Source organism: Kribbella sp. CA-294648 (assembly GCF_050943845.1).
Classification (GTDB): Bacteria; Actinomycetota; Actinomycetes; order Propionibacteriales; family Kribbellaceae; genus Kribbella.
Map to the genome: position 1 here is coordinate 2,237,605 of NZ_CP191981.1, position 11,512 is coordinate 2,249,116.

Here is an 11,512-nt window from a genome sequence, read left to right on the forward strand (position 1 = left end):
GCCAGATCTAGGGGGCCGGAGTGACCAGCAGACTGATGTCGAGTGCGGTGGGGGACTGGGTGAGGGCGCCGACCGAGACAGCGTCGATGCCGGCGGCAACGATGTCGCCGATCGTGTCCAGGCTGATGGTGCCGGAAGCTTCGAGCCGGCAAGTAGACCCCGACCTCGTCGTACACACTCTGTACGACGGACAGCCCGGCGACGCGTCCCGGCTCGTCACGCGGCTGCGGGCTTGCCGATGGCAACCATTCGCTGGACCGAACGCCTGGCCCGCTCGGCGATCTCGCTCGGCAGCTGGATCTCGTCGCGGCCCTCGCGCAGGCATCGGAGCAGCAGTTCCGGGGTGATCATCTTCATGAACCGGCAGGACGCCTTCGGGTTCACCGGGACGAAGGTCGTGTGCTGATTCACCTTGCGCAGCTGGTGCAGCATGCCGATCTCCGTGGCGACGAGGGCGGTCTCGGCCTTCATGCCGCGGGCGGTCTCCAGCATCCCGGCCGTGGAGAGGATGTGGGTCCGCTCGGCCGGCAGGTCGCCCCGCCCGGCCAGCCAGATCGTCGACGACGCACAGCCGCATTCGGGGTGGACGAGGACCTCGGCCGTGGGGTTGGCCGCGACCTGGGCGCGCAGGTCGACCGGGCTGATCCCGGCGTGGACATGGCACTCACCCATCCACACCTCGATGTTGTCCCGGCCTGTCTGCCGCCGGACGTGCTCCCCGAGGAACTGGTCGGGCAGGAACAGCACCTTCTGATCGCGGGGGATCGAGTTGACGACCTCCACGGCGTTGGACGAGGTGCAGCAGACGTCGGCCTCCGCCTTCACCGCCGCACTGGTGTTGACGTAGGCAACGACCGCGGCACCCGGGTGCTGGGCCTTCCAGGCCCGCAGCTGATCCGCGTCGATGGTGTCCGCCAGGGAACAGCCTGCCTGGGCGGTGGGGATCAGCACGGTCTTGCCGGGGCTGAGCAGCTTGGCGGTTTCGGCCATGAAGTGCACGCCGCAGAAGATGATCGTGCCGGCGTCGGTCCCGGCCGCGATCCGGGACAGGGCGAGCGAGTCACCGACGTGGTCGGCGACATCCTGGATCGCCGGCTCCTGGTAGTTGTGAGCGAGGATCACTGCGTCCCGCTCCCGGGCGAGGCGGCGTACCTCGTCCTGCCAGTGGGTCGATCGGGTCTCGGTAATAGTCACGTCGGTGTCCTTTGGGAGGTTTTCGCTTCAGAGGCGATAACTAGGCTCACGTTACCATCGGCGACGTGCCGGCAAGCAACGAACGTGATCGGGTTAACTTCCCCAGTTATCCCCACGAAGTCCTCGCGGTGGTCCTCTCCGTCCGCGACGGCAGGCTGTGCGTCCTGCTCTGGAAGCGCGCCCGGAGTCCGCACCGGGACCGGTGGGCCCTTCCCGGCGGCGGTGTCGAGGCCACCGAGAGGTTCCGCGAGGCCATCACCGGGCACCTCGCCGCGAAGGTCGATGTCCGCGACGTCGCGCATCTGGAGCAGCTGGCCACCCACAGCCGCGTCGACCGTGATCCCCGGGCCCGGGTGCTGGCCACGGGCTATCTCGGCCTGGTTCCGTCCGACGTCGAGCCGGATCTTCCGTCCGACACGGCCTGGCATCCGGTCGAGGAGCTGCCGCGGACCGCGTTCGACCATCACCACTTCATCGAGGCCGCGACCGGGCGGCTGCGCGCGAAGCTCTCGTACACGAACATCGGGTTCGCGCTGGCTCCGCTCGAGTTCACCATCGCGGAGCTGCGGGATCTGTTCGGTGCGGCCCTGGGCTACCAGCCCGGCGCCACCAACCTCACCCGCGTCCTGACCCGCCGGCACGTGATCGACCCGACCGATCGGCGAGCCAGCCCTGGCCAGTCCGGTGGACGCCCGGCCACCGTCTACAAGTTCGTGACCCGCGAGCTCACCGTCACCGACCCGTTCGCGGTCCTCCGGCCCCCACGCTGATCGAGACCGTCGCAGTACGTGTAACGGTCTAGACAGATCCCCAACTTCTCGGCGCCGGGCGGCTTCTAAGGTGACGAGGGCCACAAGGGGGGCTCTCGGAACCGGGAGGAAAGTCATGTTCCGAAAGACCATCAGTCTCGCGGGTGCCGCGGCGCTGGCCGTGACGCTCGGCTCGACCGTCGGGCCGGCCAACGCCACCACGTCGGACACCGCGCGCAGTACGGCGGCCTGCACACTCGACCTCGGCTCGATCACCGCTGCCGGCGCTCAGACCGCCCGCACGATCACCGCCGGCGCGCCGGTCAGTGTCGGCGCGGTGCAGTCCGTGCCTGGCGTCTACCCGGCGGGTGCGGTCAAGCACATCAGTACCTTCAGGGACTTCCCTGTACCGGAGGGCGGCCGCACCCGATCCGGCATGGCCGTGATGGGTGGCGCCCTGTACGAAACCAGCTACAACCTCAAGACCAACGGTCAGATCGACCCGGCCCGGCCGGTGGTCCACCGCCGGATCGGTGGCGGCTGGTCGAACTTCCGCTGGATCGAGCGGTCGGTCGAGGAGAAGGTCAGCGGCCCCGTCCGGACGACGCTCTACGCCCAGGACACGTCCGGCTTCTTCGAGCGCTGGAACCTGGCGAGCAACGGCGTCTGGCGCGACAGCGGCGGCATCGGCGGGCTGAGCACGGTCAAGTCGATGACCCTGATCGGCCGCGACGACTTCTACGAGAGCTTCCTGACCAACACCCGGGCCGGCGCGCTGATGGTGGTCCTCGTCGCCGTCGGCACCACCTACCCGATGCAGACTTACGGCCGCACGGTCCGCACCTCGACCTGGCAGGTCTTCGAGCAGCTCATCGCCACCCCCTGCGGCCCCGACGGCTCCCTGGTCCTCGGCATCGACCGCGACACCAACTCCGCCTATCTCTATCAGTTCGGCCACGTCGGCGGCACCGGTACCGCGATCAAGAGCCTCGGCAAAGTCCCCGGCACCTTCAACGACCCGCACTACTTCCGCTACGCCCCGAAGATCGACAACCTCACCGGCGAATAAGTACGTCGGCCGACCTGGCCGCTGGATGTAGCAGCCAGGTCGGACAAGGGGTTCGTCGGGCCGCGTGCGGCAGGGCGGGGTCAGTCGGTCTGGCGGTGGGCGGTGAGGTGGCGGGCTTGTGGGTGGTGCTCCCACTGGCCGGTCGGCGCCTGGGCGAGGAAGCGCTCGCGGAGGTCGGCGATGAACGCGGCGCCGCGGGCGTTGGCGAGTGCTCGCAGCGGTCCGGAGCGGGTGTGCGCCTCGAAGAAGCTGGCGGCGTCCGGGTGGACCATCGGGAAAGAGAGCTGGGTGTCCTGTTCGATCATCGCTCCGTGCGCGGTCAGCGTCGGTACGAGCTCGTCTTCCCAGGACGCGTCGTGGTCGGAGGGCGCGACCTCGCGGACAAGCCGGGCGATGAGGGCGAACGGACCGTCAGTCTCGGTTGTGCTGGGCCAGTACACGACCGAGAGCCGACCATGGTTGCGCAAAGCCCCTGTCCAGGACCGCAGCGCGGCAGCCGGCTCCGGCAGTTGCTGGAGGCCGAACACCGACACCACGGCAGCGCACTGCCCGGACCACTCGGGTGCCAGGGTCGACGCGTCACCCTCGACGACGCTGACCTGGGGGTGTCCACCGGCCCGCTCGCGGGCCAGACGCACCATCTCCGTGGACAGGTCGATGCCGATGATCCGGCGGTCGGGCAGGTGCCGGACCAACGCGTTCAGTTCCGGAAAGGTGCCACAGCAAGGAACCAGGACCGGACCGTCGGGCAGCGGGGCCGAGACCGCCGCACGAACCGCGGCGTCGACCCATGGCGCGAACCGCGGTACGTAGTACTGCTCGTAGCCGGCGGCTGCTTCGTCCCAGCCCGCGGCGATCCGGGCGAGGTGTTCCTGGCGATCGGTCACCGCGTCACCCCGATCTGTTCCATCATCCGGATCCTTCGAAGGTCAGGCTGCGCGCAGCGCACGGCAGGTCAGCACGAACGTGGCGACGCTCCTGGAGGCACTGTAAAGGGTCAACGGCGCCAGGGCATGTGCTGCAAGACCCACGTGTTGCCGTCCGGATCCGCGAACCGGGCGTAGAAGACACCGCCCAAGTCCTCTGTCGGTGCGACGTCGACGCCGCGTTCGATCAGTTCCGAGCGAGCGGCCTCGATGTCTGCCACTACCAGGTGGAGCCCGCGGAGCGAACCGGCCGGCATCTCAGTCTCCGGCAGACCAGAGGTGAGGGTGATCGAGCAGTAGGAGCCGGGCGGGGTGAGTTGCACGACTCGGACTCCTTCGCTCGGACTGACATCTACGTCGGCGGTGAAGCCGACTTGCTGGGTGTAGAAGGCCTTGGCGCGGTCGATGTCGCTGACCGGCACGAGGACCAGTTCGAGCAGCAACGCGCCTGGCTGAACGGCGGGCGTGGGGTTGTCGGTCATCTCGAGGGCCTTTCGGGACTGGTCTGGTCAGGAGAGTTGGTAGATGAGGTGAGTGACGCCGATGCCTGCGATCACGCGAGGGGTGGCGAAGTCGCGCGGTTGGTCGTCGAGGCCGTCGAGCATGCGGACGCCGCCGCCGAGCGTCACCGGTACGAGGTCAACGCGGAGCTCGTCGACGAGTCCGGCCCGAAGAGCCTGTCCGACGGTCGAGCCCGGACCGATGCCCACCTTCTTGCCGCCGGCCACGGCTTTGGCCTTCTCGATGGCTGCCGCGACACCATCGGTGACGAACGAGAACGGCGTATCGGTGTTGGACCAGTCGGCCGGCGGCTGATGCGTCACCACGAACACCGGGACGCCCGACGGATGTGACCCTCCCCATCCGTTGGTCACGTCGAACAGCCGCCGCCCGACCACGATGGCCCCGGTCTCGTCGATCAGTTCACGCAGGTACGCCGCGGTCGCGGAATTGGTCCGGTAAGTCAATCGATCGGGCTGTCGAGTCGGCGTCTCCACATCACCGGCCGTGCACCACGCGAAGAGCCGATCGAACCCTGTACCGCCCGGTCCGGCGATATACCCGTCCAGCGAAACCGACGCCTGCGCAAAGACTTTCGTCATACCCGTTCGTCCCCTGTCCACCGCAAGTCGGAGTACTTGCTTGTCACCTACTTGTCGGAGCCAGGTCGTCATTCTCGACACGGCACCCTGGGGCTCGGACGCTCTAGGCGTGTGTTCGCGCGAAGGCGACGGCCTCGGCGAGGAGGGTGCGCCAGAGTTGGCGGTTGTTGTTGGGGATTGCGATCCACTCACGGAAGACCTTGCCGGCTGGGGCGAACTCGTTGCCGGTGCCGGCTCTGATGAGTTCGGCTACGCGCTCGCTCGGGAGTTTGACGATCAGGCAGGCGGCCTTCTCGTCGTACGACGCGAGGAATTGCCCAGCGAGCCGGACGCAGGGATAGCCCATCATCGTGGAGCGGCCGATCGCCGGGTCGTAGAGCAGGTCGTCGGTGAGTTCGGCGTAGAGGTCGCGGGCCTCGTCCCCGCCGGATCGGTCCGGCGGGGAGGGGCGCTTCGGGGGTTGTGCCATCAGGCCGCCGGTGGGGTGAAGACGCCGAACTGGTTGCCTGACGGGTCGCGGAGGTAGGCGAAGGCTGGGGCGCCCGGCCCGGGATCGAGGTGCTTGCTGACGACTGAGCCGCCGAGCTGTTCGGCGTCCGCGCAGGTGGCTTCGACGTCGGCGACGAGGATGTAGAACACCGCGTGGTCGGGCAGCTGGCCGCCGGTACCGAAGATGCCGCCCATCGGTGCGTCGGCTCCGGAGGCCTTGATGTTGCGGTAGTCCAGGCCGCCCGCCGCGGCGGGGCCGTCTGTGTCGAAGCTCCAGTCGAAGAGGCTGCCGAAGAATTGCTGGGTGCCGTCGGGGTCGCTGGTGGCGATTTCGAACCAGGCCAGGGTGCCGGGAGTGGTCATGAGGGTCTCCTTCGTGTGTGGATCACCCACCGGAGCGGCGGGTTGGTCCCACCGTCGCAGGGGCTCGCGACAGCCCTATGTCGGTGTTCGGCAGTAGATCTTCGGGACGCAGCGCCGACTCCGGCAGTTTCGTGTCGTGACCGTCGACCTTCACCTCAGGGGCAGCGCGCCGCGGGCGTGGCGGTGTCGGTGTGGGCTCGGCGCGGGTGATGCGGTCCATCCGGAACACCCGGTCGTCCTGCCGCAGGTGGCACCAGGCGGTGAGGTAGGAGCCGTTGGGGCCGACGACGACGTGTTGCGGTTCGACCTCTCGCTCGGTTTCGATGCCGCCGACGTCGATGTAGCAGATGCGCAGTACGTGGACATCGCGGACGGCTCGCCAGATGCTCTCGGCGATATCGGCATCGGGGTCAGGCACCGGCTGGATGAGCAGTCTGACCTTCGCGGCAGCCGTGCGCGCTTCCTCGAGTGCGCGCTCGGGCATCGCGGCCACGATCTTCTGCAATGCGCTTCGGGCGTCGCGGGCGAAGAGCACGTGGTCGCTCCGGCTCAGCGCGACAGCTACCGCCGTGGCTTCGCGGGGCGTGAAGTTGAGCGGGGGCAGGCTCATCGACCGGTCAAGTGTGTAGCCGCCGGTGCGTCCCTGCTTGGTCGCGAGCGGGACGCCGGCCTGACCGAGCGCACTCAGGTCGCGCTCGACGGTCCTGACACTGATCTCGAAGTGCCCGGCCAGCTGCCGCGCGGTACGGCCCCTCGGCCCCGCCGCTCGCAGCTCCTCGACCAGGGCGTACAGACGGTCGATGCGGTTCATAACCGTCAGGCTAGGCGCGGCCGGGGACAGAAAATCGGGATTCGGTGCGAGAGTTGTCCTGATCGTGCCTCGGTCTTTCGTCACTAGGTCGAAGCGGGATGGTCCCGCGGACCTGAGGAGTCGAGATGAGTCAGTACCTGCTGTCGGTGTACGAGGTGGAGGGAAACGTCGCGGGGGCACCTTCCACGCCTGAGGAGATGCGGGCCTTCATGGGGCGCGTGATCGCGCTCGAGGAGGAGATGGACCGGGCCGGGGCCTTCGTGTTCGGCGGCGCGCTGCACGGTCCCGACGCGACGACGGTGGTGAGGGGCGGCACAGGCCTCGACAAGGTCACGACCGACGGGCCTTTCGTGGAGGCGAAAGAGCACATCGGTGGCTTCTACGTCATCAACGCCGAGGATCTCGACGCGGCGCTCGCGTGGGCGGAGAAGGTCGTGGAAGCCGTCAACCACGCCATCGAGGTGCGGCCGTTCCGAGCCACCGGACGCCTGCGGGACGGCCACTGACGGAGGCGCGGGTGGACGACGTCGAGCGGGTCTTTCGGGAGGCGCAAGGGCGGGCCGTGGCCACCTTGATCCGGCTCTTCGGTGACATCACGCTGGCCGAGGACGCCGTACAGGATGCTTTCGTGACCGCCCTCGATCGCTGGCCGCGGGACGGCGTCCCGGAGAACCCGGCCGGCTGGATCGTCACGACGTCGAGGAATCGTGCCGTCGACGTCGTACGCCGGACCCGGCGCGGACGCGAGTTGACCGAGGGAATCGCGTCGGACCGGCTCCGAGCCGAGTCAGGCGCCGAGTGGGAGTCGTCCGACATGATGGAGGACGATCAGTTGCGGCTCGTGTTCACGTGCTGCCATCCCGCCATCCGGGTCGAGCACCAAGTTGCCCTCACCCTCCGACTGATCGCGGGGCTCACGCCGTCGGAGGTGGCATCGGCGTTCCTGATGAGCGACGAGGCGATGGCGAAACGGCTGGTGCGCGCGAAGTACAAGATCAAGGCGGCCGGCATTCCCTCTCGGGTGCCCGACGACGCCGAACTGCCGGGCCGGACGCGCGCAGTGCTCTCGGTGCTCTATCTGGTGTACAACGCGGGCGCGGACGACTCCGGGCGCAGCCACCTTCGCGCCGAGGCGACACGACTGACCCGGCTGCTGGCTGTCCTGATGCCGGATGAGCCGGAGGCCTTGGGGCTGCTGGCCCTCATGCTTTTGAACGACGCGCGCATGCCCGCCCGCGGCGGTGGAACTGACGTAGTACTGCTGAAGGACCAGGATCGGTCGCTGTGGGATCAATCCCTGATTGCCGAGGGGCAGGCGCTCGTACTGCGCTGCCTGCGCAGGCGCCGGCTCGGGCCGTTTCAGCTGCAAGCCGCGATCCAGGCGTTGCATTGCGCGGCAGGTAGCTACGAGGAGACGAACTGGACTTCGATCGTGAGGTTCTACGACCGGTTGATCGCGGTCACGCCGACACCGGTCGTCGCGCTGAACCGCGCCATCGCCGTCGCCGAGACCCAAGGCCCGACTGAAGGCCTGCACCTGCTCGACGGCCTCGCTGACACACTGGCCAACTACCACCTGTTGCACGCCGCACGCGGCTCGATGCTGCACCGCCTCGGTCGATCAGCCGAGGCCGCAAACGCCTACGCCCGTGCCGCAGAACTGGCCAGAACCGAACCTGCCATCCACTTCCTACGCAAGAAGAGCGAAACCATCGGACCAGCCACCTGAAAGGCCGGGCGGCGGTGTCAGTCGTTCGCCGGCCCGCGTCGGTCGGCTCCGTCGGGCTGCCACAGTTGCAGTGGATTCTGTTCCGGGTCGTGCAAGGTCGCGAACCGGCCGTTCGGGTAGACCTCAGGATCGACCTCGACGTCGATGCCGGCGGCGCGCAACTGCGCGACCATCGCGTCCAGGTCATGAACTCTGAAGTTCACCGACCACGTCTGTTCGGGCCGACCGAAGTGCTCGGAGTCGGCCTCGAACGGTGCGAACACGGTCGGCCCCGGCTGCTGCCACCACGAACTCGTCTCGTACGACTCCGGAGCCTGCTCGATCCCGAGGTGGTCCTCGTACCACTGGGCGAGTGCCTTCGGATCATTCGCCCGGAAGAACAGTCCACCGATCCCTGCGACGCGTTCCATCCCGCCACTGTAGTGAGTCTCAAGCTATTGCAGGGCTCGGAAGTCGTCGATCCAGGCGTAGCCGGGTGCCGCTGTGCCATCGGCACGCGGTTGTACGGTCAGGTTGGCGAACACGCTGTTCAGCAGCCACGGCGTCTTGGTGGCGCTCCAGTTGGCCGTCATCGACGGGATCTGGCGGAAGCCGTACGTCGCGACGGCGAGCCGGCCCGTACCGCGGAACCGCGCCATCTCCTCGCGCAGCATGTGCTTCCTGGACTCGAACCAGGGGCTCATGGACAGCAGGTCGCTCCACTTCTGCGCGGGGAACGGCTGCCTGATCGCCTCGCCGATGACCTGCCACACCTGGACGGCCGGCGAGTAGCCGTACCGCTGCGCGAAGGCCGCCGGGATGGGGTCGGTCAGGTGCCGTTGCCAGTGCCAGACCAGTGAGAACTCGGTGACCAGGAAGGTCTGATCGGGCCGCAGGCGCGGCAGGGTGTAGTCGAGGAAGGCCTGGATCCGGGCCTGGTCGGGTACGTGCGGATGGAGGTCGACGCCTTCGATGGCGGGCGTTCTGCGGGCGAACCCGAGGTAGCGCTCGACGGCGGGAGTGCGCTGCTCCAGCAGATCCAGCCGGTTCAGGGCTCCCATGTACAGATGGGTTGAGCACGGGGCGGGACAGAGGTTCGCCCGGGCCGCGATCACGTGGCGCGCCACGGTCTCGTAGAACTCGTTCAGCCGCTGGTCGCGTTGGCCGGGCATGCTTTCGATGAACGGTTCGTTCCCGATCGTGACGATGTCCACCGCCCCGAGCACGAGGGGCAGGACACGGTCCAGCCGCCTGAGTTCGGCGGTCATCTCGGCGGTGCCCGGTCGTGGAAAGGGGAGGTTGGTCTTCTGGAACTGCAGACTCAGGATGGTCCGAAGGCCCCGCCCACGGGCCTCTCGGATCACCCTAAGGTTCTCGCTCTGCGCAGGCGGCAGCGCGTCGGCCTGGGCCACGGTGTAGAAGCCGCGGATCCAGTCGGCGTTGGCCGAGTTCAGCTCACCGTAGTCGACCTGGTTCAGGTTCTCGTTGAAGTTGGCGCCCAGCGCGCCCAGCGCGGGCAGGGCTCGGGTCCGATGCTCGGTGGGGACCGGGTACTGGGCGGCCGCTTCGAGACTGTGGCCGGATCGTGGCAGGAAGGCACATACCAGGGCGAGTGCCCCGGCCAGCGCGAGGACTCGAGTCGTGCGGCGCGGACGTGACATGGTTCAGCTCCGATTCCCTTGTGCCGTTGAGGTTTCGCTCGCTCGATCGGTCAGTCGACGATCGCGCCGCCATGCCCTCGGCGCCGCACATAGATCCGGTTGCTCGCCGGGCCGGTCCACTCCAGGCGGACGACGCCAGCCACCGCCGCCTCCCCGACGCGTGCCGGATCGGCCCAGTAGCCGAAGGCCGGATTGCGGAAGAACGTGGCCCACAGCCGGCCGTTCGCGTCCTCGAAGAGGTTGTTGTGCCCGGCGCCGACACCCGCGGTCCACCGCTTGGAGTACGGGCCCTCGATCCGATCGGAGACCGCCAGCACGGCGTCGTACTGGTACTGAACGCGGCCCGGTCCAGGCGGGTCGTACGCGTTCCGCGTGGTGCCGTCCGGGTTGGTCGAGCTGCGGTCCCACGCAGCATGCAGCAGGTAGTACTTGCCGCCGTACTTGAAGACATAGGCGCCCTCGAGATACGGCTCGGGTGCGTACTGGCTTTGCTGGAACTTCGGCAGGCCGGTGGCCGGCATGATGTCTTCCATGTCGTCGCGGAACCTGGCGTACAGGTGGTTGTGCAGTACCAGCCAGGCGTCGTCGCCCTCGGTGTAGAGGCTGCCGTCGATGTGGTGGTACGCACCGGGCTTGATGAACGCGGGCCCGCCGATGAAGGACTCGCCGAACGGCTTGTCGGCATTGCCCTCGGCGAGGCGGTACGGCCCCTCGATCCCGCCGTCGCTGATCAGGAGGAAGGAACCGACCTTGCGGGAGTGGTCACCCATGCAGGCGGCGATGTACCAGGTGTTGCGGAAGTAGTGCAGTTCGGGAGCCCAGACCTGACCACGCTTGCCGAACTGCTCGTCGTACCAGAACTCCTGCCAGGGAGCGACCACCGTGCGCCCGGACCGGTTCTCGCCGACGAACTCGGACGACCAGACCTTGCCCTTCTCCGCGTCCGGCCTGATTCCGGAGGTGTCCACGAGCCGCCAGGGTCCGTGCAGCGACGGCGCGACCCAGACGAAGATCCCGTCGTTCCACGGCGCGGCCGCGGCGAGACCGGGAACTCGGGTGGTACCCGTGGCGACGTACAGCGGCCGGCCGTCGACGACGAAGCAGTTGACGTAGGTGTCGCGCATCCACACCCGGCCGAGTTCCTCGTCACGGGGACGGAGTTCGAGCGGCAGGACGAACGAGTTGTCCGCTCGAGGCCACAGGTCGGTCCGGGTGTCGGCGAGGCCGTACGGCGTGAGCTCTGGCCAGGGTGCCGGGTAGCGCCGGCCCCAGGCCGGGTCCGCGAACTCGAGCCCGCCCGCGGCGGCGCCGGCCGCCGTACCGGAGGGCAGCATGGCGGCGCCCGCCAAACCGGCCAGACCGCTCAGGACGGATCGCCGGCCGACGGGGGAACCTTTCTCGTGACTGGTCATGCGCTACATCTCCTTGCTTGTGACAAC

General features: G+C 68.2%; 15 protein-coding genes. 4 read left to right on the plus strand and 11 right to left on the minus strand.

Features of this window, described 5'->3' with window-relative positions; genetic code table 11:
* Positions 1-7 precede the first annotated feature (7 nt).
* Both ACQPYM_RS10950 and nadA read right to left on the minus strand, forming a co-directional pair.
* Positions 8-178, minus strand: a complete 171-nt coding sequence (locus ACQPYM_RS10950; RefSeq protein WP_433018760.1) for a hypothetical protein — start codon at positions 176-178, stop codon at positions 8-10.
* A 38-nt stretch (positions 179-216) separates the two neighbouring features.
* On the minus strand, positions 217-1,194 hold the full coding sequence (nadA, locus tag ACQPYM_RS10955) for a quinolinate synthase NadA (RefSeq protein WP_433018763.1): 978 nt from the start codon (positions 1,192-1,194) through the stop codon (positions 217-219).
* Positions 1,195-1,259: 65 nt separating this feature from the next.
* Between nadA and ACQPYM_RS10960 the strand changes: the two genes are divergently transcribed.
* Together ACQPYM_RS10960 and ACQPYM_RS10965 are read left to right on the plus strand one after the other, a co-directional pair.
* Positions 1,260-1,964: an NUDIX hydrolase gene (locus tag ACQPYM_RS10960; RefSeq protein WP_433018766.1), complete on the plus strand. Its 705-nt coding sequence runs from the start codon at positions 1,260-1,262 to the stop codon at positions 1,962-1,964.
* Between the two features lie 115 nt (positions 1,965-2,079).
* Complete coding sequence (locus ACQPYM_RS10965; RefSeq protein WP_433018769.1) at positions 2,080-3,012, plus strand: hypothetical protein; 933 nt, start codon at positions 2,080-2,082, stop codon at positions 3,010-3,012.
* Between the two features lie 80 nt (positions 3,013-3,092).
* On the opposite strand, the gene ACQPYM_RS10970 is transcribed toward ACQPYM_RS10965, so the two are convergent.
* The 6 genes from ACQPYM_RS10970 to ACQPYM_RS10995 form a co-directional block, all read right to left on the minus strand.
* On the minus strand, positions 3,093-3,899 hold the full coding sequence (locus ACQPYM_RS10970) for a class I SAM-dependent methyltransferase (protein ID WP_433018772.1): 807 nt from the start codon (positions 3,897-3,899) through the stop codon (positions 3,093-3,095).
* Between the two features lie 110 nt (positions 3,900-4,009).
* Entirely contained in the window at positions 4,010-4,420 is a 411-nt protein-coding gene (locus tag ACQPYM_RS10975) for a VOC family protein (RefSeq protein WP_433018775.1), read from the minus strand.
* 27 nt (positions 4,421-4,447) lie between these two features.
* On the minus strand, positions 4,448-5,041 hold the full coding sequence (locus ACQPYM_RS10980; protein ID WP_433018778.1) for a dihydrofolate reductase family protein: 594 nt from the start codon (positions 5,039-5,041) through the stop codon (positions 4,448-4,450).
* Positions 5,042-5,144: 103 nt separating this feature from the next.
* Positions 5,145-5,510 (minus strand): hypothetical protein, encoded by a 366-nt coding sequence (locus ACQPYM_RS10985; protein WP_433018781.1) that lies wholly within the window; start codon positions 5,508-5,510, stop codon positions 5,145-5,147.
* Positions 5,510-5,893 carry a VOC family protein gene (locus ACQPYM_RS10990; protein ID WP_433018784.1) on the minus strand — a complete coding sequence of 128 codons (384 nt, stop codon included), beginning with the start codon at positions 5,891-5,893 and terminating at the stop codon, positions 5,510-5,512. Before ACQPYM_RS10990 ends, ACQPYM_RS10985 begins: the two co-directional genes overlap by 1 nt.
* 22 nt (positions 5,894-5,915) lie before the next feature.
* Positions 5,916-6,704, minus strand: coding sequence for a helix-turn-helix transcriptional regulator (locus ACQPYM_RS10995; RefSeq protein ID WP_433018786.1), 789 nt, complete (start codon positions 6,702-6,704; stop codon positions 5,916-5,918).
* Positions 6,705-6,829: 125 nt separating this feature from the next.
* Here ACQPYM_RS10995 and ACQPYM_RS11000 point away from each other — a divergent pair, with 125 nt between their 5' ends.
* Both ACQPYM_RS11000 and ACQPYM_RS11005 read left to right on the plus strand, forming a co-directional pair.
* Positions 6,830-7,210: a YciI family protein gene (locus ACQPYM_RS11000; RefSeq protein ID WP_433018789.1), complete on the plus strand. Its 381-nt coding sequence runs from the start codon at positions 6,830-6,832 to the stop codon at positions 7,208-7,210.
* Between the two features lie 11 nt (positions 7,211-7,221).
* Entirely contained in the window at positions 7,222-8,433 is a 1,212-nt protein-coding gene (locus ACQPYM_RS11005; RefSeq protein ID WP_433018792.1) for an RNA polymerase sigma factor, read from the plus strand.
* Positions 8,434-8,450: 17 nt separating this feature from the next.
* On the opposite strand, the gene ACQPYM_RS11010 is transcribed toward ACQPYM_RS11005, so the two are convergent.
* From ACQPYM_RS11010 to ACQPYM_RS11020, 3 genes are read right to left on the minus strand one after another with little or no spacing between them, the layout of a single operon-like run.
* A complete protein-coding gene (locus ACQPYM_RS11010) occupies positions 8,451-8,843 on the minus strand; it encodes a VOC family protein (protein ID WP_433018795.1) in 393 nt (130 codons plus the stop codon).
* Positions 8,844-8,867: 24 nt separating this feature from the next.
* A complete protein-coding gene (locus tag ACQPYM_RS11015) occupies positions 8,868-10,073 on the minus strand; it encodes a hypothetical protein (RefSeq protein ID WP_433018798.1) in 1,206 nt (401 codons plus the stop codon).
* A gap of 50 nt (positions 10,074-10,123) precedes the next feature.
* Complete coding sequence (locus tag ACQPYM_RS11020) at positions 10,124-11,485, minus strand: family 43 glycosylhydrolase (RefSeq protein WP_433018800.1); 1,362 nt, start codon at positions 11,483-11,485, stop codon at positions 10,124-10,126.
* Between the last annotated feature and the right edge of the window lie 27 nt (positions 11,486-11,512).